At 32.5% G+C, this 25,002-nt stretch carries 22 protein-coding genes; 13 read left to right on the top strand and 9 right to left on the bottom strand.

Annotated elements, in window-relative coordinates; genetic code table 11:
* Positions 1–1,554, bottom strand: coding sequence for a choice-of-anchor B family protein (locus V6251_RS14590; protein WP_341588906.1), 1,554 nt, complete (start codon positions 1,552–1,554; stop codon positions 1–3).
* A gap of 174 nt (positions 1,555–1,728) precedes the next feature.
* Here V6251_RS14590 and thiL point away from each other — a divergent pair, with 174 nt between their 5' ends.
* Positions 1,729–2,778 carry a thiamine-phosphate kinase gene (gene thiL / locus V6251_RS14595; RefSeq protein WP_341588907.1) on the top strand — a complete coding sequence of 350 codons (1,050 nt, stop codon included), beginning with the start codon at positions 1,729–1,731 and terminating at the stop codon, positions 2,776–2,778.
* On the opposite strand, the gene V6251_RS14600 is transcribed toward thiL, so the two are convergent.
* Both V6251_RS14600 and V6251_RS14605 read right to left on the bottom strand, forming a co-directional pair.
* Positions 2,775–3,056, bottom strand: coding sequence for a hypothetical protein (locus V6251_RS14600; protein ID WP_341588908.1), 282 nt, complete (start codon positions 3,054–3,056; stop codon positions 2,775–2,777). The genes thiL and V6251_RS14600 overlap by 4 nt on opposite strands.
* A gap of 110 nt (positions 3,057–3,166) precedes the next feature.
* Positions 3,167–3,940: an alpha/beta fold hydrolase gene (locus V6251_RS14605; RefSeq protein ID WP_341588909.1), complete on the bottom strand. Its 774-nt coding sequence runs from the start codon at positions 3,938–3,940 to the stop codon at positions 3,167–3,169.
* 93 nt (positions 3,941–4,033) lie between these two features.
* On the opposite strand from V6251_RS14605, the gene V6251_RS14610 reads away from it, so the two are divergent.
* The 3 genes from V6251_RS14610 to V6251_RS14620 are packed head-to-tail and all read left to right on the top strand — an operon-like array spanning position 4,034 to position 7,270.
* Positions 4,034–5,581, top strand: coding sequence for a serine hydrolase (locus tag V6251_RS14610; protein WP_341588910.1), 1,548 nt, complete (start codon positions 4,034–4,036; stop codon positions 5,579–5,581).
* A 2-nt stretch (positions 5,582–5,583) separates the two neighbouring features.
* Positions 5,584–6,870, top strand: coding sequence for a branched-chain amino acid transport system II carrier protein (gene brnQ / locus V6251_RS14615; RefSeq protein ID WP_341588911.1), 1,287 nt, complete (start codon positions 5,584–5,586; stop codon positions 6,868–6,870).
* Between the two features lie 49 nt (positions 6,871–6,919).
* Positions 6,920–7,270, top strand: coding sequence for a hypothetical protein (locus V6251_RS14620; RefSeq protein WP_341588912.1), 351 nt, complete (start codon positions 6,920–6,922; stop codon positions 7,268–7,270).
* Here the strand turns inward: V6251_RS14620 and V6251_RS14625 are convergent.
* Positions 7,267–7,923, bottom strand: coding sequence for a hypothetical protein (locus V6251_RS14625; RefSeq protein ID WP_292950134.1), 657 nt, complete (start codon positions 7,921–7,923; stop codon positions 7,267–7,269). The genes V6251_RS14620 and V6251_RS14625 overlap by 4 nt on opposite strands.
* A gap of 102 nt (positions 7,924–8,025) precedes the next feature.
* Here V6251_RS14625 and V6251_RS14630 point away from each other — a divergent pair, with 102 nt between their 5' ends.
* A complete protein-coding gene (locus V6251_RS14630; RefSeq protein ID WP_341588913.1) occupies positions 8,026–9,354 on the top strand; it encodes an aspartate kinase in 1,329 nt (442 codons plus the stop codon).
* Positions 9,355–9,518: 164 nt separating this feature from the next.
* Here V6251_RS14630 and V6251_RS14635 read toward each other — a convergent pair whose 3' ends face one another.
* The 5 genes from V6251_RS14635 to V6251_RS14655 form a co-directional block, all read right to left on the bottom strand.
* Positions 9,519–9,845, bottom strand: coding sequence for a DMT family transporter (locus tag V6251_RS14635; RefSeq protein ID WP_341588914.1), 327 nt, complete (start codon positions 9,843–9,845; stop codon positions 9,519–9,521).
* A 53-nt stretch (positions 9,846–9,898) separates the two neighbouring features.
* Entirely contained in the window at positions 9,899–10,291 is a 393-nt protein-coding gene (locus V6251_RS14640) for an ACT domain-containing protein (protein WP_341588915.1), read from the bottom strand.
* On the bottom strand, positions 10,288–11,100 hold the full coding sequence (locus tag V6251_RS14645; RefSeq protein ID WP_341588916.1) for a type 1 glutamine amidotransferase domain-containing protein: 813 nt from the start codon (positions 11,098–11,100) through the stop codon (positions 10,288–10,290). Before V6251_RS14645 ends, V6251_RS14640 begins: the two co-directional genes overlap by 4 nt.
* Positions 11,101–11,246: 146 nt before the next feature.
* The gene (locus V6251_RS14650; protein WP_341588917.1) at positions 11,247–11,810 is read right to left on the bottom strand and encodes a Crp/Fnr family transcriptional regulator; all 564 of its coding nucleotides are present in this window, start codon (positions 11,808–11,810) and stop codon (positions 11,247–11,249) included.
* Positions 11,811–11,902: 92 nt separating this feature from the next.
* Entirely contained in the window at positions 11,903–13,195 is a 1,293-nt protein-coding gene (locus V6251_RS14655) for an aminopeptidase P family protein (RefSeq protein WP_341588918.1), read from the bottom strand.
* Positions 13,196–13,413: 218 nt separating this feature from the next.
* Here V6251_RS14655 and V6251_RS14660 point away from each other — a divergent pair, with 218 nt between their 5' ends.
* The 8 genes from V6251_RS14660 (at position 13,414) to V6251_RS14695 (ending at position 24,967) form a co-directional block, all read left to right on the top strand.
* Entirely contained in the window at positions 13,414–16,224 is a 2,811-nt protein-coding gene (locus V6251_RS14660) for a WD40/YVTN/BNR-like repeat-containing protein (RefSeq protein ID WP_341588919.1), read from the top strand.
* Between the two features lie 56 nt (positions 16,225–16,280).
* Positions 16,281–17,975, top strand: a complete 1,695-nt coding sequence (locus tag V6251_RS14665) for an alpha/beta hydrolase-fold protein (protein ID WP_341588920.1) — start codon at positions 16,281–16,283, stop codon at positions 17,973–17,975.
* A gap of 107 nt (positions 17,976–18,082) precedes the next feature.
* Positions 18,083–18,757, top strand: a complete 675-nt coding sequence (locus V6251_RS14670; protein WP_028282324.1) for a succinate dehydrogenase cytochrome b subunit — start codon at positions 18,083–18,085, stop codon at positions 18,755–18,757.
* 15 nt (positions 18,758–18,772) lie between these two features.
* Positions 18,773–20,770: a fumarate reductase/succinate dehydrogenase flavoprotein subunit gene (locus tag V6251_RS14675; RefSeq protein WP_341588921.1), complete on the top strand. Its 1,998-nt coding sequence runs from the start codon at positions 18,773–18,775 to the stop codon at positions 20,768–20,770.
* 9 nt (positions 20,771–20,779) lie between these two features.
* Entirely contained in the window at positions 20,780–21,526 is a 747-nt protein-coding gene (locus V6251_RS14680) for a succinate dehydrogenase/fumarate reductase iron-sulfur subunit (protein WP_341588922.1), read from the top strand.
* Positions 21,527–21,624: 98 nt separating this feature from the next.
* Positions 21,625–22,593 (top strand): M28 family peptidase, encoded by a 969-nt coding sequence (locus V6251_RS14685; RefSeq protein WP_341588923.1) that lies wholly within the window; start codon positions 21,625–21,627, stop codon positions 22,591–22,593.
* A gap of 5 nt (positions 22,594–22,598) precedes the next feature.
* On the top strand, positions 22,599–24,368 hold the full coding sequence (locus V6251_RS14690) for a MutS-related protein (protein WP_341588924.1): 1,770 nt from the start codon (positions 22,599–22,601) through the stop codon (positions 24,366–24,368).
* Between the two features lie 26 nt (positions 24,369–24,394).
* Positions 24,395–24,967: a hypothetical protein gene (locus V6251_RS14695; protein WP_341588925.1), complete on the top strand. Its 573-nt coding sequence runs from the start codon at positions 24,395–24,397 to the stop codon at positions 24,965–24,967.
* The last annotated feature ends 35 nt before the right edge of the window (positions 24,968–25,002 follow it).

Below are 25,002 nucleotides of genomic sequence, written 5' to 3' on the forward strand. Positions count from 1 at the left end.
TTAATTGTTGACTATTAGTTTTTTGGAAACAGAATTGTTGATTTTTACTAAATAAATTCCGTTAGATAAATCAGGAATAGGTAAAACGTACGAATCTGTGTTTATATTGCTTTTAGAAATTAGCTTTTTACCAAGTATACTATAAACTTCTACTGTGTTTATAGTAGCTGAAGCTTTAATTGTTACACTAGATTGTGTAGCTGGATTTGGAGATATAGAAATAGTGTTGTCAAATTCAAAAGTTTGTGTGCTTAAAGGATTATCGCTAGCACGTACTACAAATAATCCTCTTTCAATATCACTCACTATAATATTTCCACTTGAAAAATATGGGTAAATACTCCAAGCTCCATTAAAATTGGCGCTATTACTAGAAGGAAATGTATCAAAATATCCAATTTCTGAATTAGTGTTGTTGGTAGAAATTAGAGTAGGAATATCCAATACACGTAAACCTGCTCTGTAATTTGCTAAATAAAACCTGTCGCCTTTAACATAACCATTATGGTCGATTGCTGTAAATGAAGCTTCGTAAGTTGAAATTAATACTGGATTATCTAAATCTAACATGTCAAAAACAAATGTTCTGGTTCCGAAACCAAAATTTTGCTCATCTGTTTCGTCACCAAAAATAAAATATCTGTGATCATCTGTAAACCAACCTTGATGTGCATAACCTGGGTTAGGATAAGAGATTTCTGAAATAAATTGAGGATTGTTTTTTTCTGTTACATCTAATAATACAACTCTGTCATTTGAGCCACCATTACTAGCTAGTAAAATTTCGCGACCAATATAACTAGATACACCACTTACTGTAGGGCTTGTTACGTTATTATCTGTTCCGTTGTAGGTTATAACTTGCGCGTCATGTGTGTACCCTTTTTCAGCATAACTACCAACTACAGTTGGGCTTGATGGATTTGTAACGTCTACAAAAACAGGTCCTCCACTTGCAGCTCCACTACAACCAACTAAATAGGCTATGCCTTCAGATTCATTTATAACAATATTATGGCAACTTCCAATGGTTAAATCGCCAGAGCCTCCATTTCCAGTAAATCGTAATACTTGAGGACCATCAAAGGTTAAATCGCTATCCACTCCATTTCTTAAAATGGTTAAGTCAAAGACTTGCATGCCATGAGCACCTACACCATCTGCCACAATGTAAGCATGGTTATTGTATACTTTAACATCGCGCCAAAACGATGTGTTATTGTTTACGGTTTCTATTCGGCCTAAAAATATCGGGTTTATTGGGTCACTAATATCTACAAAAGCAGTACTGTTAGTGGTTCCTATAATGGCATATTCTTTACTGTCTAATGGGTCTGTCCATCCCCAAATATCACTTCCTTCTTCATTACCTAAAGTTGTAGCTAATGTAGAGATTGGAACTCTAGATAATAAATCATAACCATCACAAGGATAATTAGTTGTAACACCATCAATGGTATGCGATGCAAATCCGCCTACACATGGACTTTGTGCAAATATTATAGAGCTAGTAGCTAATAATAAGATAAGGAGTAATTTTTTTGAAATATTCATTAGGTTAAGTTATTCATAATTTTTGGACACAAATTAAGCAGAAATAGCGATAAAACTTACTTTTAACTTGTTAAATTGATGGATTAATTACATTTGATACCTCTTGTTTTTAATAATTAAACAATTTAAATGCTTTTTTTGTTAAGATTAAATTAAGCTTAGTATTTTTGCAGTATGATAGAAGATAAAAACCAACAACGTACAGATTTAAGCCAATTAGGAGAATTTGGATTAATCGATCATTTAGCTAAAAGTTTTGAGGTAACTCAAAAATCTACAATTATGGCAATAGGTGATGATGCTGCTGTTTTAGAATTTGATAAAGATAGAGTAGTAGTGTCTACAGATTTTTTAGTTGAAGGTGTCCATTTTGATTTAAGCTACATGCCTTTAAAGCATTTAGGTTACAAAGCGGTAATTGTCAATTTATCAGATATTTATGCCATGAATGCAGAGGCGACTCAAATAACAGTGTCGATTGCTGTATCTAATCGTTTTCCTTTAGAAGCTATAGAGGAGCTTTACGCTGGTGTGCAAACTGCTTGTAAGTTATACGATGTTGATTTAGTTGGAGGTGATACGACCTCTTCGACTTCTGGATTAATTATCTCTGTGACTGCAATTGGTCAAGTAAAAACAGGTAAAGAGGTTTATAGAAGTGGAGCCAAACCAAACGATTTATTAGTAGTGTCTGGAGATTTAGGAGGTGCTTATCTAGGTTTGCAAGTTTTAGAACGCGAAAAAGAAGTTTTTAAAGTGAATCCTAATAATCAACCTGATTTAGATGGGTATACTTATATAATAGAGCGTCAATTAAAGCCTGAGGCAAGAAAAGACATTATTAAACTATTAGAAGATTTAGAAGTTAAACCTACTGCTATGATTGATATTAGTGATGGCTTATCTTCAGAAATTTTACACTTGTGTAAAGCCAGTAAAGTAGGTTGTGATTTGTATGAAAATAAAATACCTTTAGATCCTCAAGTTATTTCTACTAGCGAAGAGTTTAATATGGATAGTACTACTATTGCTTTAAGTGGAGGAGAAGACTATGAGTTGTTAATGACCATATCTCAAGAAGATTTTCCTAAAATTAAAGCGAATCCACATTTAACTGTAATAGGTTATATTACAGATGAAGCTTCAGGTGCACATTTAGTTACAAGAGGTGATCAAAAAATACAACTAACAGCTCAAGGCTGGAATAGTTTTGAAACTAACTAAGATGTCATTTTTAAAACAGGTGATTGTATAATTTGACTGTTGCTATATCTTGTTAATTTGTTTTGATGAATACGCTCTAACATTGAGTTAATTTCTTTATACTTTGGTGTCAAGTCGGTTAAGTATCCTTTGCTGTTTATAGTCATTTCTTTTTTGCAATGACAGCACTTATACTCTTTAATATGATAGGTTACTTTTTTGCTTACGCTAAAATTGTGTCCAAAAACAGAACAGTATAAACGTCCTTTTAGTGATGGTTTTTGTTGTGCATTATTCATACTTATAGGCCTTTTTGTAATCAGATAATTATGGTTAGGTCTTAGAAATCTGATAGATAGCGATTCCGAATATATGAACAATATTTTAAAAATCGGTCAAAAAGCTATATTCATTCGCTAAAACGCACTATTTCTTGTAGAAATTCTTCTTTATTTTCTATGTGAGACATGTGTCCACCATCTAGAATAGTAATTGTAATACCGTTTAATTGTTCCAGATGAAGTACGTCCGATTTGGATAAAATAGGATCGTTTTTACCTGCTATAATTAACTTTTTACAGTTTAGGTTTTCTAAAATTGCAGTTCTGTCAATTCTAATTTTCATGCCTTCTTGCGTGGCAACGTAACTTTGTAGTGGTGTTTTTAAAGCTTCGGTTTTAATGTGTTCAATTTCTTTTTCAAAACGTAATCTGTTATCTTCAAAAAACAGATTGCTTATAGACATACTCACTAGGTTTTCATAATTGGATTTTGCGACTTTAATGGCTCTGTTTCGAAGTAAGATACGCTCTTGGCTATCTGCAAATGGCGTCGAGTTCATTAAACACAGCCCTTTTATTAGTTCTGGCTTAATTTCGGCGAAAGCCAAAGCAACATAACCACCTAAGGAATGACCAATAAGTGTTGTGCTTGTAATATTTAAATGTGTCAATACGACGTTTATTGCATTTGCAAAGTCTTCCATAGTATGCACATAGCCTAAACATTCCGTTTTGCCATGACCTAATAAATCTATGGTAATAACTTGATGTGTTTTTTCTAATACTGTCACTGTGTCTTTCCACATTGTGCTGTTTTCTAAAAAACCATGTAATAATGTGACGGTTTTACCTTGTCCCGAAACAGAGTAGGCAATTGATATCCCTTTGTAAGTTAAAATCATAGCCTGCAAAGATAAGATTTGTACTGTTTTTAGTCTGTTGTTTTGAGTAAGTATTTACTATATTTGATTGCCAAGATGCTAAATAATATAATTATGAGATTAAATACGATTCTTTACACTTTTGCTTTTTTAACATGCATGACGCTATCTGCTCAAATTGAGGAAGATAAGCTAGACCAACTTGTTGAAAACACCTTAAAAACTTTTGATGTTCCTGGAATATCTGTTGGTGTAATTAAAGATGGTAAAGTAGTGTATGCTAAAGGACATGGCGTGAGTGCATTATCTAATAAAAAAGCAATGGATAAAAGCACTTTGGTTGGTGTAGCTTCCAATAGTAAAGGGTTTACTTGTTTTGCATTAGCTATGATGGTGGACCAGGGTAAGCTTAATTGGGATGATAAAGTTAGGCAACATATTCCAGAATTTAAACTACAAGATGCTTGGGTAACAGAACAGTTTACGGTTAGAGATTTAGTTACGCATAGAAGTGGAATGGGACTTGGTGCAGGAGATTTAATGTTTTTTCCGGAAGCTAGTTTTAAGGTGGAAGATGTTATTAAAAATGTACAACATTTGGAGACAGAAAGCTCTTTTAGAAGTCAGTTTGCTTACAATAACAACATGTTTATTATTGCTGGAGAAGTTTTAAAACGTGTAAGTGGTTTGTCTTGGGAAGAGTTTATTGAAACCAAAATTATGAAGCCTGTAGGGATGATTAATAGTAAAGCGTCTTACAATCGTGTGACTGATAAATCTAATATTATTGAAGCACATACATTAGCAGATGGCAAATTAGTGCAAATTCCGCATGATTGGAGTCCGACTGCAAATCCAGCTGGAGGTATTGTTAGTAATGTGGATGATATGTTGACTTGGGCTCAGTTTTTAATGAATGATGCTGTGACTACAAAGGGAGAACGTTTGCTTAGCGAAAAACAGTTTAATGAACTTTGGCAATTGCAAACACCTTTAAAAGTAAGTGCTAATGATAGTTATGATTCTAATTTTAGAGGTTACGGTTTAGGTTGGTTTGTAACTGATGTAAAAGGTGGATATAAGCAAGTATATCACACTGGAGGATTATTGGGTACAGTGACGCAATTTACTATGATTCCGGATTTAGATTTAGCAATTGTAGTATTAACTAATCAGATGAACGGTTCGGCTTTTAATACCATTACTAATACCATTAAAGATAGTTATTTAGGTTATGAAGACCGTAAATGGTTAGAAAAATTAGGTCGAAATAACAAGGAGTGGTACCAATATAACGATAGTCTTAAAACTGTAGTTTTTGATCAGGTAGCTAAAATGAAACTTAGTAGTAAAACTATGGATGTATCTGCTATTACAGGTACCTATACTGATGCTTGGTTTGGAAATGTTAGTATTACACAAAGTGGAAATGATTTACGAATTACTTCAGAGAAATCTAATACATTAAAAGGGAGCGTGTTACCATACAATGCAACTACTTATATTGTTAAATGGGATAATAGAAGTTACGATGCAGATTGTTTTATGCAATTTAGTTTTAATGAAAAAGCTAAAGCGGTAAGCGCAACATTAAAGCCAATTGCTCCTGTAACAGATTTTAGTTTTGATTTTGAAGATTTAAAATTAATTAAGCAAGACTAATTTTGAATAAAACGAAAGATCTTTTAATAACAAGCTTTGCATTATTTTCGCTTTTTTTTGGAGCAGGAAATTTATTATTGCCTCCACTTTTAGGTTATAATGCTGGTCAAAATTGGTTTTGGGTAACCTTAGGTTTTGTTATAACAGCAGTAGTAATACCTATTATTGGTATTTATGCGCATGCTAAATTACAAGGGACTTTATATGACTTTGGTAAAAAAGTGTCTCCAATATTTAGTTTTATTTATTGTGTTTTAATTTATCTTATTGCAGTAGCTATTCCGTCACCACGCACAGCAGCAGCAACACATGAGATTGCAATACATCCAAATTTTGGTACTTCGCCTTTATTAACTAGTAGTATATACTTTATTTTAGTATTGGTTTTTGCTTTAAATCGCTCTAAAATATTAAACATAATAGGTAAGTATCTGACGCCTTTTATAGTAATTATGTTGTTGTTGGTTATTGGTATTGGTTTGTATTCCGCACAAATGCTTACTAACCCAACGCAAATGGATACTCCAATTGTTGTTGGTATTTTAGAAGGGTATCAAACTTTTGATGCTATTGCAGCAGTAGTCGTTGGGGCAGTTATTATTATCTCAATTAACATTAAAACTGACGCTACTTTTGAAGCTAAAAAGGACCTGATTAAAAAATCAGGGTTAATTGCTGGTTTTGGTTTGTTTATAATTTATGCAGGATTAATTGCAGTTGGTGCTTCATATGGAGCCGAAATTGAAATTAATAGTAGTATAAACAACGACATGCAACGTGCTAACCTATTAACAGGTATTAGTGTTAAGGCTTTAGGTGATTTTGGATATGCAGTGCTAAGTGTTTTAATTGCGTTGGCTTGTTTTACAACAGCTGTTGGTATTGTGACAGGTACTGCAGATTATTTTAAAGGTTTAATAAATAACTCTCAGACGGTTTATGTGGTAACAGCAATAATTGCTAGTGTGTTTGGTGTTGTGGTTGGGCAATTAGATTTTAATACCATTATAGTTATTGCTTTACCAATACTTTTATTTATTTACCCAATAACTATTGTATTGATTATTCTAAATGCAATACCAAATAAATATGCTACATCTTTAGTTTTTAGAGTTGTTGTATTATTGACGTTTGTGTTTAGTATTCCGGATGTTGTAGGTGTTATAAGTCCTTCAAAAAATTTGTCAAACGTGGTCAGCTTAATTCCTTTTACTCAATATAGTTTAGGATGGTTTTTACCAGCGCTTTTAGGATTTATTTTTACTAATTTACTAGTTAAAAAGACTTGATTTTTAAGTATAAGTTTTTAACTTTGTATAACAACTAAAACATAATGTTATGAAAAAAGCAGTATTAACTTTAGTATTTTTAAGTGTATGTTTTATGTCTTTTGCTCAAAGCCAGCCCAAAGTAGGTGATGTTTTAGAGGTAAAAGCTCCTAAGGGAGAGCACTACAATCATATTGATTTTCCAAGATTAAACATTTTAGTCAAACGTGGTAAGCTAGCAAGTTATAAGCCTGTTGTAAATACTGTCGTTTTGATTGATGATGTAGTTGCTAAAGAAAATAAAACCTACGTTGTTTTAAAGAAGAAAGATGGCACTAAGTTTTTTGGACTTCAAACTACTGTAGAAGCGGATTATCAAAAGGCTTTAGATTCTGGTGAGTTGACTAAGGTTAACCCTTAGTTTTTTAGGTTTTTAATAACTGAAAATGCTTTGTCAACCACATGGTCCTCTACTAATACAGTAAACTCGTTTGTGGTCGAAACGACTTCGTAAATCGGAATGTTTTCCCAAGCTAACCGCTTAAATATTTGGTAATATAATCCAGATATTTTGGAGTTATCTTTTGGTAAGCGCACGCTTATTGCAGACAGACCTTCTTGTAATCCAATTTGTTTTTCATTAGAAAAACATTTAATAACTTTTTTATTTTCCGAACTTGAAATAATAATATTACTTTCAAAAATTCCTCTTGTAAAGGCGTAAAAAATATCTTTATTAGCTTCTACTTGATCTAAAATTTTGGTGTGACTTTGTATTAGGGTTTCAGAATTCTGAAATGTAAAATCACTTAAGTTAGAGCGTACCGTGATATCTCCTAAATTCTGTAGCGTACTTTTTAATTTTAAAGAATGACGTAACGTGTTTGGTGTGTTGTATCTGCGTAAAGCCATCATAATAGCTCCAGATTTTACGGGTTTACGTAACATGGCACTAATTGGCGCGTTCAATTCTTCTGCTAAAGCAGAATAATTAATAATACTTCTAGACAACGCTTCTTCTAAAAACGGTTGCGTGATTAATATGTCTTCTACGCAAGAGGCTATGGTTTTCATTATGTTAACTATTTAACAATTTGTGTAAAAATAGTACAATTTTTTCATTTTTATGGCTAGCTAAAAGTCCCTAAGTAATTTAGCAGTATAAATGTAAATAATATGCTGGTATTAAAGTTTGGAGGAACATCTGTTGGGTCTATTGAAAATATGGTTAATGTTAAAAATATCATTAATAATGGACAACAAAAAGTTGTGGTTTTATCTGCTATGTCAGGTACCACAAATGCCTTAGTCAAAGTTGCGGATTACATAAAAAATAATAAGCCAGAGGACGCTTTAATTGTTATTGATGCACTTAGAAACACCTATAACACGACCGTAAAAACTTTAATTACAACACCAGAAATTTATAAAACGGTTTTTGTGTATGTTAATAATGCGTTTAATTCACTTGAGGTTTTGGTCAATAGATTGTATGACGATTTATTATACAATCAAATAGTGTCACAAGGCGAGTTGTTATCAACATTTATCTTTAGCCAATATTTACATCAAGAAAATATAAATGCTGTGTTATTACCAGCTCTGGATTTTATGCGCATTGATAAAACAAATGAGCCTGATAATTATTACATACAACAAAATTTAAACCGTGTAATTAATGAGTCGCCAAAAGCAGAGATTTATATCACGCAAGGTTTTATTTGTCGTGATGTAAAAGGAAATATTGCCAATTTGCAACGAGGAGGAAGTGATTACACTGCTACTATAATTGGAGCTGTATTAAAAGCAGAAGAAGTGCAGATTTGGACAGATATAGATGGTTTTCATAACAATGATCCACGATTTGTAGAAAATACTACAGCTATTTCTAATTTGTCTTTTGATGAGTCTGCGGAGTTGGCCTATTTTGGAGCCAAAATATTACATCCGCAAACCGTTGTGCCTGTGCGTGAATTAGATATTCCTGTGCGATTGAAAAACACCATGTTACCAGAAGCACATGGTACATTAATAACAAATCAAGTCCATGGTGATGGTATTAAGGCTATAGCTGCAAAAGATAGTATTACAGCTATAAAGATAAAGTCTGCCAGAATGTTACTTGCACATGGTTTTTTAAAAAAAGTATTCGAAATTTTTGAGCGTTATGAAACGTCTATAGACATGATTACAACATCAGAAATTGCTGTGTCATTAACTATTGATGATACCACGCATTTAAAGGCTATTGTTGAAGAATTGGAACGATTTTCAGTAGTTGAGGTTGATAATTATATGAGTATTGTATGCTTAGTTGGTAATGCTATAATATTTCATCCAGACACGCCTAATTTGTTTCAAATATTACAGGATGTTAGCGTGCGAATGATATCTTATGGAGGAAGCAATAATAATATATCATTGCTTATTAATACAAGTGATAAAAAAGAAACCTTGAAAAAGCTACAACGCTATGTTTTTGAGAGTCATACAATATTGGTCTAAAATAAATAAAAGCAAACTTTAGGGTTTGCTTTTTTATGAGGTAAACAAAGTTATATATTATAATTTAATTATTTATAATTAAACATTTTTGATTGACTATTTAGGTAATCACACAAAACAGATAAATTAGTAACAGGCAACTACAATTAATTTATATTGAAAGCTTAATGTGAAACTACTTTAAGTCCAATAATTGAGGTGATTAATGTTGTGATAAAAAACAGTCTCCAAAATGTTGCAGGTTCTTTAAAAACAAAAATCCCAACCAATACTGTGCCTACAGCTCCTATACCTGTCCAAACTGCGTATGCAGAACCTATTGGTAAATGTTGAGTTGCTTTTAGTAAAAGTCCCATACTTATGCTTAAGCAAATTACAAACCCAATATACCAATAGGTGGACTCCATTCCTGTAGCTTCTTTTGCTTTTCCAAGACAAGTTGCAAAAGCGACTTCAAAAAGTCCAGCAATGATTAATAATATCCAATTCATTTTTAAGGTGTAATTTATTGTTTGTACATGCTGTATAGCTAAAGAATTTAACCTTACTTAGAGTAGGAGTTTAAAATATCTAATGCTTTAGTAGTGTCCTTTATGTCTACAAAGATATGATCGTGATAATATGCTGCAACCACATTACAACTAATGCCATTTTTAGACAAAGCTTCAGAAAATGCTGCAGTTAAACCAACTGCTTCTAGGGACGAGTGTACTGTTAGCGTTATCCAAGACGCAATAAAAGTATAATCTAAATTTAGTTGGTCTGCAACTTCTTTTTTAGCAATAATGGTAGTGCTTTCTTCTTCCCTAAAAGTCATTATAATTTGACTTAAATTAATTTGATTTCTATGGTCTGTTTTACAAAACACAAATTCGCCTAAATTATGTTTAGGTTTCAAGGTTTTTAAAAGTGTTTTTAGATTTTTTTCTCCACTCATTTATTAGTTTTTTTTGTTAATCTCTGTAGTTCTATTAAAGTTGCAATACCAACGCTATAAGCAGATTGAGGATTTTGACCAGTTATTAATCGTTTGTCAATAACGACGTGCTTGGTAAATGGTGCTGATTTTTCAAAAATTGCTCCACGTGCTATTAATTGATCCTCTAATAAAAATGGAACGACATCTTCTAGTTTTACTTTTATTTCCTCTTGGTTTGTAAATGCGTTTACTTTTTTACCATCAACAAGATATGATCCGTTACTTAGTTTGATATTAACAAGTCCTGCAGGTCCATGACAGATAGCGCTTACAATACCATTGTTTTCATAAATTTGCTTAGCAATTTCAGCTATTTCTAAATTATCTGCAAAGTCCCACATTGCGCCATGACCTCCTGCATAATGTATAGCCACATAGTCCTTTGGGTTAATTTGATTAGGTGTGTTGGTGTTTTCTATTTTGTTACGATAGGTAAGGTTATTCCAAAATTTGTTGTTTATGGAATCTGTTAGGTCAAATGCATCTACAGGTGCTTTTCCTCCTTTTGGACTTACAAAATCTATTTCGTAGCCAGCAGTATGCAATACATCCCAAGGATGCGAAACCTCTCCTAAATAATAGCCTGTTTTTTCACCAGTGCTTCCTTTTTTATCATGGCTAGTAACTACAAATAGCACTTTTTTTAAAGGGGTGTTTGCAGCTGTTTTGGTTAAATTTTCTTGATTGTTTTTATTATCACAGCCTATAAAAAGTATTGTAAATAGTAAAATGAAAGGTAGTGATCTGTTTTTTATCAAATTTGACATATTTAAAGCTGTATTTAAATTAAAGTTTTAACTATTCTAAAATTAAAAGGGGAAATTTTTCAGGTAACTTTTAATTTAGAGTAATATTGAAGACAAAAGTCTTAAATATTTAAGATAAACTATTTAACAAATGATAAAAACGAAAGTTATTTTATATTGGCTCTTATTCTGCTTAAGCTAACCTGTGTAATACCTAAATAGGATGCAATATGTGATAATTGTACACGTAGCAAAATACTAGGATAATTTTTGATTAGTGATAAGTATCTATCTGTCGCAGTATTAAATTGTAAAGCGATAAGGCGTTTTTCTGATTTTATAAGTTCTAATTCTGAAAATTTTCTTCCCCAATTAGCAATTTGGATATCCTTTAAAAATAGCTCTTGAAGTTTTTCTGTCTTTAATTCGTACAGTTCGCAATCTTCCAATAGCTCAACATCTTCATAGCCTTTTTGATTATTAACATAGCTTTGCATGGATACAATAGGATCACCTTCTTGGCCAAACCAAAAAGTAATTTGGTTGTCCTCGGAGTATGCGTAGGCTCTTGCTATTCCTTTTTTTATAAAGTATATGCTATTTTCAATTTTATCTGCTTTAAATAAAATATGTCCTTTAGTAAACTTGGTTTCAATTATTGACTCTTTTATTAAATTTTTAGATGTTGTAGAAAGAGGGTGTATGTTGTCAATAATTTGGTTTAATTCCATAGCGTAGTAATATATTGTATTTAAGATAACCTTTAACGGATTTAAAAAAAAGCGAGCTCTAAGCTCGCTTTTTTAATATTAAAATATAAATTTTACTTATTCATTATATCCTCAATCTCTTCAATTTCAATTGGGATCTCTCTCATTAAATTAAAAGGTTCTCCTGATTTTTGGATAACAACATCATCTTCTAATCTAATACCAAAACCTTCTGCAGGAATGTAAATTCCAGGCTCAACAGTAAACACGTTGTTAGCTTGCATTGGCTCAGTTAAAATTCCGTAGTCATGCGTATCTAATCCCATATGGTGTGACGTACCATGCATAAAGTATTTTTTGTAAGCTGGCCAATCTGGATTTTCGTTTTGTACATCTGCTTTATCTAATAAGCCTAAACCTAATAACTCACTAGTCATTATTTTACCAACTTCTACATGGTAATCTGCCCAGATTGTTCCAGGAACTAACATTTTTGTAGCTTCGTTTTTAACTCTTAAAACAGCATTGTAAACTGCTTTTTGTCTGTCGTTATATTTACCAGAAACAGGAATTGTTCGTGTCATATCACTAGCGTAATTAGCGTATTCTGCTCCAGCATCAATCAATATTAAATCACCAGCTTTACACTCTTGATTATTTTCTATATAATGTAATACGTTGGCGTTATTACCAGAACCAATTATTGGTGTATATGCAAACCCTTTAGAACGATTATTTAAAAACTCATGCATAAACTCGGCTTCAATGTTGTATTCCATTACGCCAGGTTTAACAAAGTTTAAAACACGTCTAAAACCTTTATTTGTAATATCGCAAGCGGTTTGGATTAAGTCTAATTCAATTTGATCCTTTACAGATCTTAAGCGTTGTAATATTGGATTGCTTTTAGCAACACTATGTGCAGGATATTTATCTTTTATCCATTTAGTAAAACGGTCTTCTCTTGTTTCGGTTTCTACATTAGCTCTGTAATGTTCATTGGTGTTTATGTAAACGGTTTCGGCTTGTGTCATCATTTCAAAAACAACTTTTTCTAAGTCTTGTAACCAATAAACGGTTTTAATTCCGCTAGTAGCCAATGCAGCCTCTTTAGTTAGTTTTTCACCTTCCCAAACAGCAATGTGTGCATTGGTTTCTTTTAAAAATAAAACCTCTCTGTTTTTGGGATTTGGACAATCCGGAAATAAAACCAAAATACTTTCTTCTTGATCAACACCACTTAAATAAAAAATATCGCGTTGTTGTTGGAATGGTAAAGTGCTATCTGCACTAATTGGATAAATATCATTAGAGTTAAAAAAGGCAATACTTTTTGGCTTCATTTGAGAAGCAAAATTTTTACGGTTTTTTATAAATAATGACGAGTCGATTTTGTGATATTTCATAAGAAAAATTTAATTTTTAATTTCCACAGTAGTGAAAAAATGTATTCATAAAATTTGAGTTATAATTTTTTCCGTCAAGCGGAAATTATAACTAGCTGTAAAAATAAGAACTTTAAGATAGATAAGTTATAAATCCATCTTAAAATCTGTTTGCTTTAAGGTTTTTACTTTGTTAATTTTACTTTTATCTGTATCTTCAAAACTTATAATAAACAACCATGATTTATAGACTTTTTTTATTTTTATTTGTCGTTACTTCTGTAAGTGCACAACAAACTACGTTGGCAGATAAAGCCCAATTACAATCAAACTCAATAGTTAAAAATGTAGCGTTTCAAAACATTGGACCAACCGTTATGAGTGGTCGTGTTGTAGATTTGGATGTAAACCCAGAAAACCCATCAGAGTTTTATGTTGGATATGCTTCTGGAGGTGTGTGGCAAACCATAAATAATGGGACAACTTTTGAGCCTATTTTAGATAATTCTCAAACCCAAAATGTAGGTGATATTGCTGTGCATTGGCAAACCAGAACTATTTGGGTTGGTACAGGAGAGAATAACGCGTCTAGATCGTCTTATGCAGGAGTTGGTATGTTAAAGTCTACGGATAATGGTCAAACTTGGCAACATGTTGGATTACCCAATTCTCAACATATTGGACGTATATTGATTAATCCTAATAATGTTAATGAAGTGACTGTTGGTGTCACAGGTGCTTTATATTCTAAATCTGAAGACAGAGGTGTTTATAAAACCACAGATGGTGGCCTTAATTGGACTAAAACATTGTACGTGGATGATGTCAGCGGAATTATTGATATGCAACATGTACCTGGAAATTATAACACCATGTTTGCTACTGCATGGACAAAAGATAGAAAGGCTTGGAATTTTGATGGAAGCGGAAACAACTCGGCTATTTATAAAAGTATCGATGCTGGAGATACTTGGGATAAAATATCTACAAAAAACAGTGGTTTTCCAGTAGGTGATGGTGTCGGACGTATTGGATTGGCTATTTACGATAATGATAATATTTACGCAATACATGATAGTCAATTTAGACGACCGTCAAGCGGAAATAATGCAGTGAGACGAGGTTTACAAAAAGATGATTTTAAAACAATGAGCACGACTGAATTTTTAAATTTAGACGATAAAAAACTGAATGGCTTTTTAAAAATGAATGGTTTTCAGGAAAAATACAGAGCAGAAAACGTGAAGCAAATGGTACGCAGCGGAAATGTTAAGCCAATTGATTTAGCTCATTATTTAGAGGATGCAAATTCAATGCTATTTGATACACCAGTAATTGGAGCTGAAGTTTATAAAAGTACAGATGGTGGACAAACGTGGTCTAAGACACACAGCGATTATTTAGACGATTTATATTATAGTTATGGGTATTATTTTGGACATGTATATGTGTCTCCAGCAAATCAAAATGACATTTACGTTTACGGAGTGCCAATTTTAAAATCTAAAGATGGAGGTAAAACGTTTACGTCTATAAGTGCAGAAAATGTACATGCAGATCACCATGCGCTTTGGATTAACCCTAAAAATCCTAACCATTTAATTAATGGTAATGATGGAGGTGTTAATATTACTTATGATGATGGTGTTAATTGGATAAAAAATAATTCGCCATCTGTAGGACAGTTTTACGCTATAAATGTAGATAATCAAGAACCGTATCGTGTGTATGGAGGCTTGCAAGATAATGGCGTCTGGGTTGGAGCTAATAATGCACCAGAAGATAAAAGTTGGCACCAAAATGGAGAATATCCTTGGAAAAGTTTAATGGGTGGAGATGGTATGCAAATCGAAATTGACAATCGTAATCCAGATATTGTGTATACAGGCTATCAATTTGGAAATTATTATAGACTAAACAGAGCTAATGGAGAGCAAACTTATATTCAACCAAAACATGAGCTAGGCGAAAAACCATATCGTTTTAATTGGCAAACACCAATTTATTTGTCGGATCACAATCAAGATATTTTGTACTTAGGTGGTAATAAATTAATGCGATCTTTAGATCAAGGTAATACCTGGAAAGCTATTAGTGATGACTTAACACAAGGTGGAAAATCAGGGAATGTGGCTTACGGAACATTGACTACAATAAGTGAATCTCCTTTTGAATTTGGTTTATTGTACGTTGGAAGTGATGATGGATTAATACATGTGTCAAAAAATCAAGGTGCAACTTGGGATAACATTTCTGCAAATCTACCTAGCAATTTATGGGTAACACGCCTAGTGGCTTCAATGCATAAAAAGGAACGCGTTTATGCAACATTAAATGGTTACCGATTTGACGATTTTTCTACCTATGTTTACATGAGTGACGATTATGGTCAAACTTGGAAGTCTATAAGTGCTAATATTCCAACAGCTCCAGTAAATGTAATTGTAGAAGATCCTGTAAAGGAAAATATACTGTATTTAGGAACAGATAATGGAGCCTATGTAAGTTTTAATAATGGAGACCAATGGGAAGCGTTTTCTAAAAATTTACCAGCTGTAGCTGTGCATGATATAAAAACGCAAAAAGAAAGTAATGATTTGTTATTAGGTACCCATGGTCGTGGTATCTATAAAACTAATCTTTCTGCGTTGCAAAAGTATGATTCTAGCATGGCTTTAAGTAGTAAAATGACCATTTTTGATCTAGAGTCTATTAGATGTTATTCACGTTGGGGAAATTCATGGAGCAAATGGATGCAACCCTATGAGCCTAGTACGACTATCCAATTGTATAGCACTATTTCTGGTAAGAAGGAGGTTGAAATCCTTACAGAAAGCGGTAAGCAAATACAAGCGTTTTACGTGAATTTAGATAAAGGATTTAATTTTATTGATTACGATTTAACGATTCATGAAAAAGGTAGAAAAGTAATCTTAAAAGAAAACACTGCTATCGACATTAATAAAGCTAAAAATGACAAATATTATATTGCAAAAGGAAATTATAAAATTAAAATTGATGGTGTCGAAAAAGCTTTTGAAGTCGAATAATACCAAAAACTGTAACATTTTTTTAAATGAAGTCTCTTTTATAGTAAATCGTCCATATGAAACAGGCAACATTAATTATAGTAATCATTTGTTTAAGTTTAAGTAGTTGCAAAAAAAGCATTGCAATAAAAAAAGAGTCCTACAGTGTTTTAATTGATAAGGCAATGCAATTGTCAAAGGACGAAGATTCTTTAAAATTAAAGGAAGCACTTGTTGCTTATCAAAATGCGTTTAATAAATATCCAGATAGTTTAGACGATTATTCTAAGTACAATGCAAGTGTAATTGCTAGTCGTTTAAAAATGAATGATGTTGCTTTTAAGTACTTACAACCATTGGCAGAATTAATAGAGGATGATGAAGGTTATCCAGGTTGGGATTATATTTTAGGAGACTATGCAACAGAGGACTATTCAAATTTATTTAATGATAAACGATGGTCTAGTTTAAAGCAAGCTGCAATATTAAATCAAACACAGTTTTTTGATAAATTGGCATCAGATGAAGCTGAATTTTTTAGCACTAAAAAAGGCGCTTCAATTGATAGTCTAAGTGCAGAGCAACTTTATAATTATATTAAAAGTCAAAACAATTTTTTGCCTAAAAAAAAGCAAGATTATTCTATTTCATTTCAAATAAATGATACGTCTAGTACGTCTTATTTTGTGCATCTACCCAAAACGTATAATCCAAAAAATCAATATCCAATGTTGGTTTTTTTACATGGAGCAATACGCTACACTACATTATCGGATTATGAGACAAAAAGTAATTTAAAATACGCTAATACAAAATATACCAAGCGTGCAGACGCTAATGATGTTGTTTTAGTGTTTCCAAAAGCTGATAAAAATTTTAATTGGATGATTGGAGATGAAGGCTTTTTTATGGTTCCAGAGATTATCAAACAAATAAAATCTGCAATTAATATTGATGATGATAAAGTGTTTGTCACTGGGCATTCTAATGGAGCAACGGGTTCGTTTTCATACTTAATGAAGCAACCAACACAATTTGCTGGTTTTTATGGTTTTAATACACATCCAAAAGTCTATACTGGCGGAACGTTTATAGAGAATGTAAAAGCTAGAAGTTTTATTAATTTTTCTACAGATCAAGATTACTATTATCCGCCAAATGCAAATGATAGCTTAAATAGCATTATGTCTAAAATTAAGGCGGATTATAAAGATTACAGATATAATGGCTTTCCGCATTGGTTTCCTGATTTTGATGAGGCAGAACCTGCTTATGATATATTGTTTGAAGATCTTATTAATCGAAAAAGAAATCCTTTTTCAAAAACATTGCAATGGGAGTTTGACGACAATGCACATGGCACTATTGATTGGTTAAATACTATTAAATTAGATACTATCAAAACGACTAAAGTGTCGCAAAGACCAACTAATTTTAAAATTACAAAATGGCTAAAATTAGATGATAATGATAATGCTATAGCGATTGATGTTAATCAAAATGCATTTGATTTTCCTAGGCAGTCCGCAAAGATTACTGCTAAATTTACTGATAATGTATTTGATATACAGACAGAAAAGGTTGGGTCGTTCAATATTTATATTTCACCAGAAATGGTGGATTTATCTAAACCAGTAAAAGTAATAGTAAACAATGTTTTAGTTTTTGAAAAAATCATAGGTTATGATGACGCATTTATGATTGACCAGTGGAATACCAACATGGACAGATCTCAACTATGGGTTAATAATATAAATATTACCTTACATTAAGGATTTATTACTTAAACCCATTCTAAATAGTACAAAAAAGTTTTAAAATTTGTTAGTATATCGCTTGTGGCTTATCTTTGTATAACAAATAATTAACTTCAATTATAATGAGCGGAATTTTAAATTCTTCAATAGGGAGAAAGTTTGCTATGGCACTTTCAGCACTCTTTCTAATGATTTTTATTTTACAACATTTTGCAATTAATATTCTTTCTGTATTTAGTCCAGATGCTTTTAATGAAGCGTCTCACTTTATGGGAACGTTTTGGGCAGTACAATATTTACTGCAGCCAGTATTAATTCTTGGTGTAATATTCCATTTTGTAATGGGATTTGTTTTGGAAATCAGAAACAATAAAGCAAGAGCAATTAGCTATGCTAAAAACAATGGAGCTGCAAATTCTTCTTGGATGAGCAGAAACATGATTTGGAGTGGAGGTTTTATACTTGTATTCTTAATCATTCACTTCATCGATTTCTGGATTCCAGAAATTAACACCAAATATATTGTTGGTGACATGTCTGGTACATTACCAAGTGGCGAGTTTAGATACCACGAAGAGTTAGTACACAAGTTTAAAGATTTATGGCGTGTAGCGCTATACTGTGTAGGGTTTGTATTTTTATCATTACACCTTTTACACGGTTTTAATTCTGCTTTCCAATCAATTGGAGCAAATAACAAATACACAAAGGGATTAAAAGGATTTAGTAAAATTTATGCAATTGGTGTGCCAGTAGGTTTCATCTTCATTGCTGTTTACCACTTTTTAAACCACTAAAAAATAAGAGATATTATGGCTTTAGATTCAAAAATACCTCAAGGTCCAATTGCAGACAAATGGACTAACTATAAAAATCATATCGACTTAGTAAATCCAGCTAACAAGCGTAACATAGATGTTATTGTTGTTGGAACAGGATTAGCTGGTGGATCTGCTGCTGCTACTTTAGCAGAACTAGGATATAACGTAAAAGCATTTTGCTTTCAGGATTCTCCAAGACGTGCGCACTCAATTGCAGCACAAGGAGGTATTAATGCAGCAAAAAATTATCAAGGAGATGGTGACTCAACTTACAGATTGTTTTACGATACTGTAAAAGGTGGAGATTATCGTTCTAGAGAAGCTAACGTTTATCGTTTAGCAGAGGTTTCAGCAAATATTATCGACCAATGTGTTGCTCAAGGTGTTCCTTTTGCACGTGAGTATGGTGGATTATTAGATAACCGTTCATTTGGTGGTGTATTAGTATCACGTACGTTTTACGCAGCTGGACAAACAGGACAACAATTATTATTAGGAGCTTACTCTGCTATGAACCGTCAAATTGGTCGTGGTAAAATCAAAATGTACAACCGTCATGAAATGTTAGACGTTGTTAAAGTTGATGGAAAAGCTCGTGGAATTATAACACGTAACTTAATTACAGGAGAAATTGAAAGACATTCAGCACATGCTGTAGTCCTTGGTACTGGCGGTTATGGAAACGTTTTCTTCTTATCTACAAACGCGATGGGAAGTAATGTAACAGCAGCATGGAAAGCACACAAGCGTGGTGCCTTTTTCGCAAACCCTTGTTACACACAAATTCACCCAACATGTATTCCGGTTTCTGGAGATCATCAGTCTAAATTAACATTGATGTCTGAGTCTTTACGTAACGATGGACGTATTTGGGTACCAAAACATATGAAAGATGTTGAGGCTATTAAAGCAGGAACATTAAAACCTGTACAATTAGCTGAAGAAGATAGAGATTACTACCTAGAGCGTCGTTATCCTGCATTCGGAAACTTAGTGCCTCGTGATGTTGCCTCTCGTGCAGCAAAAGAGCGTTGTGATGCTGGTTTTGGTGTAAATGCAACTGGAGAAGCTGTATTCTTAGATTTTGCTTCGGCAATTCAACGTTACGGTAAAGAAGCTGCTCATGTTAAAGGTTTAGACGAAAATGATGCTGCACTTGTTAAAAAATTAGGACAAGAAGTAATCAAAAATAAATACGGAAACTTATTCCAAATGTATGAGAAGATTGTAGATCAAGACCCATACAATACACCAATGATGATTTATCCAGCAGTACACTACACAATGGGTGGTGTTTGGGTTGATTATAACTTAATGACAACTGTTCCTGGATTATATGCAATTGGAGAAGCAAACTTCTCTGACCATGGTGCTAACCGTTTAGGTGCCTCTGCTTTAATGCAAGGTCTTGCAGATGGATATTTTGTGTTACCTTATACTATTGGAGATTACTTGTCTGATGATATTAGAACAGGTCCAATTTCTACAGATACAAAAGAATTTGTTGAAGCTGAAGCGGAAGTAAGAAAGAATATCGATCATTTAATAAATAACAACGGGACACATTCTGTTGATTATTTCCATAAGCGTTTAGGTAAAATCATGTGGAATAAATGTGGAATGGCAAGAAACGCAGAAGATTTAAAATCTGCAATTACTGAAATTTCTGAACTTAGAGCAGAATTTTGGAAAGACGTTCGTGTGCCAGGAACACAAAATGAGTTTAACGAAGAGCTTGCTAAAGCAGGTCGTGTAGCAGATTTCTTAGAATTAGGAGAGCTATTTGCAAAAGATGCTTTGCAGCGTGAAGAGTCTGCAGGTGGTCACTTTAGAGAAGAGTACCAAACAGCAGAAGGTGAAGCGATGCGTCGTAAAGAGTTTCAATACGTATCCGCTTGGGAATACAAAGGAGAACCAAAAGATGCTATACTTCATAAAGAAGAATTAGCATACGAGAATATTGAAGTAAAAGAAAGAAGTTATAAATAAAGAAAAGCTATGAATTTAACGTTAAAAATTTGGCGTCAAGCAAACGCTAACGATAAGGGGAAAATGGTTGATTACCCAATCAGCAATATATCTCCAGATATGTCTTTTCTAGAAATGTTAGACGTTTTAAATAACGAATTAATAGAAAAAGGAGAGGCTCCTGTATCTTTTGATCACGATTGTCGTGAAGGGATTTGCGGTTCATGCTCATTATATATTAATGGTGAAGCTCATGGTCCTGACCGTTTAATCACAACGTGTCAGTTACATATGCGTACGTTTAAAGATGGTGAGACTATTACTATTGAACCATGGAGAGCTAGTGCTTTTCCTGTAATTAAAGATTTAGTAGTAGACAGAACAGCTTTTGACCGTATACAACATGCAGGTGGATTTATTTCGGTAAACACATCTGGAAACACAATTGATGCTAACACGATACCTGTAAATAAACAAGACGCAGATGATGCTTTTTCAGCAGCAACTTGTATTGGGTGTGGTGCTTGTGTAGCGTCTTGTAAAAACTCTTCTGCAATGTTATTTGTTGGTGCTAAAGTATCACAATTTGCATTATTACCTCAAGGTAAAGTTGAGGCTACAGAGCGTGTTTTAAACATGGTTAAACAAATGGATGAAGAAGGTTTTGGTAACTGTACTAACACTGGAGCATGTGAAGTAGAATGTCCTAAAGGAATTTCTTTAGAGAATATTGCTCGTATGAATCGTGAGTACTTATCTGCTGCCTTAAAAGGATAATATATTTCTGCGAAAGCACAAATAATAATACACAAAAACCCAAGCCAAATGCTTGGGTTTTTTTATTAGATTTACCTCTTAGAATTAACTATAGATTTATGAAAAAAATAAATATATTATACATAGCAATTATTGGTTTAACAATAGTAGGATGCAAAACACAAAACGCGTCTAAACAAAAAGAAGACGCTGTAAACACCTCAGAAACTATTACAAGTACTAAGTCAGATATCGATTATTATTTTGACACCAACGCCTTAATTGAAAATATTAAAACGTTATCATCAGATGTATATGAAGGTAGACGCACAGGTACAAAAGGTGCAGCTTTAGCCAAGGATTACATCATTCAAAAATTTGAAAAACTAGGTGTAGATCCTTTAGGAAGTAATTTTCAACAGCCTTTTACTTTTGAAGCAGGTAAAACATACAATGCTGCAAATATTTTAGGAGTTATTAAAGGTTCCACACATACATCAAAGTATATTGTATTATCTGCACATTACGATCATGAAGGTGTAAAAAATGGTCAAATATATAATGGAGCAGATGATGATGCATCAGGAATTAGTGCGTTGTTCGCTTTCGCGGAATATTTTGCCAAATACCCACCAAAACATAATGTTATTTTAGCAGCTTTTGATGCTGAGGAGTTAGGTTTAAAAGGTGCTTACCACTTTGTTAATGACAATGTTATTCAGCAAAAAGATATTGTTTTAAATTTAAATATGGATATGATTAGCAGAAGTGATAACAATCAACTATTTGCTGTTGGATCAAGATATTATCCTCAATTAAAGCCAGTTTTAGAAAACTTTAATGATATTGGTAAAGTAGATCTTTTAATTGGTCACGAAGGTTTAGGTGATGGGGATAATTGGACTTATTCTAGTGATCATGCAGCGTTTCATAAAGCTAAAATCCCGTTTATTTATTTTGGTGTTGCAGATCATAAAGACTACCATAAACCGACTGACGATTTTGAAAATATTGATCAACAATTTTTTAAGGATGCAGTACAAACAATTATAACCGTATTTACCGCATTTGACAGTTTAGAATTTTAAAAAAAATGGCAAACCATTTAGAGTATTATAAAAGCAATATAGATAACTATACTAAGGAAGTATCAAAGCTTTACAAGCAACTTACAACATTAAGTATAGCAAGACTTTTAGTGTTTATAGCTACAGGAGTTAGCGTTTACTTTGCTTTTGGAAACTGGCAAATTTTGATTGGGATTGTTGTTATAGGTGTTATTGGTTTTATTTATTTGTTAAATAAGTACACCGATTTAAAACGTACATACGAACTAAAAAAAGTTTTAGTCACTATTAATACTGAAGAAACACAGTTTGCAAAAGGTGATTTTTTTGATAAAAGTGAAGGTTTACAATTTCAGGATGCCAATCATAATTATGCTTTAGATATTGATTTATTTGGTAGAGGAAGCTTTTTTCAATTTATAAATAGAACAACCAATAGTGAAGGGTCTAAAACTTTAGCTAGTTGCTTGAAAGCAAATAATACAGACGCTATTGTATCAAGGCAGGATGCTATTAAGGACTTAGCTAATATGTCTGATTGGAGACAAGTATTTCAGGCTAATGCTAGCTTAATTAAAGTTGATACTAAAGCTAGTACTATTTTAAGTTTTTTAAAAACGCATAAGTCGTTTATACCTAAATATTTTAAGGTGGTTCCGTTAATTATTAGCGCATTTTCACTAATAATAATCGGTTTAGCTGTAGCGCAAATTATTCCTGCTGCAATTATAGGGTATTGGTTATTTGTAGGTCTGTTTATTACTGGACGCTACGTAAAAAAAACAAATGCATTATCTGCTAATACAGACAGGATGCGAGACACGTTTAGACAATATGCATCACTTTTAAGTGCTATTGAAAATGAATCGTTTACTGCACAATTACTACTTGATAAGCAGGCTCAAATTAAACTTAAGGATAAAAAAGCATCTCAAATATTACACGAATTGTCTAAAGCAATGGATGCGTTAGATAATCGTAATAATTTAATTTCTGCCATTTTTGGTAATGGTTATTTTTTAACAGATTTAAAAAACGCCTATCGTATTGAACAATGGTTGGAAAATTACAAAGACAAAGTTGAAGATTGGTTTGAGGTTGTTGCGTTTTTTGATGCTTATAACAGTTTAGGAAACTATGCTTTTAATCATCAACAGTACATCTATCCTCAAATTGTGGATAAACAAAGTGACACAAAAGTAACGCAACTAGGACATCCTTTATTAAAAACAGAGAAAAGAGTTGATAATGATTTTGAAATAAAAAATCAGCAGTTTTTTATTATTACAGGAGCAAATATGGCAGGTAAAAGTACATTTTTACGTACAGTATCTTTACATATTGTAATGGCTAATGTTGGTTTACCGGTTTGTGCAGCATCATCAGTTTACAGTCCTGTTAAATTAATTACAAGCATGCGTACAAGCGATAGTTTAACAGATGATAGTAGTTACTTTTTTTCAGAATTAACGCGTTTAAAATATATTGTAGATGCTATTAAGCAGGATAATTACTTTATAATTTTAGACGAAATCTTAAAAGGAACAAATAGTACAGATAAAGCTATTGGGTCACGTAAATTTGTCGAAAAACTAGTCGCTAGTCATGCAACTGGCATTATTGCAACGCATGATTTAAGTTTATGCGAAATAGAAAAGCATTTAGAAGAAGTAAAAAACTACTACTTTGATGCGCAAATTATTAATGACGAATTGTATTTTGATTACACCTTTAAAAAAGGAATTTGTCAAAATATGAATGCTAGTTTTTTGCTTAAAAAAATGGAGATTGTTTAAAGCTTAATTTGTTAAATAAAGACACTATGAAAATTAAATACTTACTTTATTTTGGAATATTAGTAATGCTAGGATGTGTTTCAAGCGATGCAGTTACAAAAACATCTAAGCGCACAACCTATTATAAATGTTTAGATACTATTGAAGCTAAAGCTAAAATGAAATTTTATAGCATGACTATTCCTGATAGTTGGTGTACTTATGTAGGGTCTCATGATGTTGTATCTCATGCTCCTAATAACTTAAAAGACTTGAGAGAAAATGAATTTAAAAACGGGATATATGTTATGTCTCCAAATTCAGAGTCATTCAAAAGTGAAAACATAGAAGAGGCATTAGAGCGTCATTTTTTAAGTGTTAAAAATGCTTCATTTTTAACACCAAAGGTTAGGTCACAAGTGCATCCAATTTATGGAAAATATTATATTGTTACATCAAAAAGTATTACAGATGGTTTCAAAGTAATTAGATTATCAACCTTATTTAATCATAACAACAAGGATTATTTAATCTATTATTCAGTTCTTGAAAAAGATGTCGATACTTATATTGAAGACGCTATGTCAATTATTGAGACCTTTAAAATTATAGAGCAATAAAACCATTAAGGGTTTTACAAGCATAAAAAAAGCCT

The organism is Olleya sp. Ti.3.14 (assembly GCF_038154885.1).
Classification (GTDB): domain Bacteria; phylum Bacteroidota; class Bacteroidia; order Flavobacteriales; family Flavobacteriaceae; genus Olleya.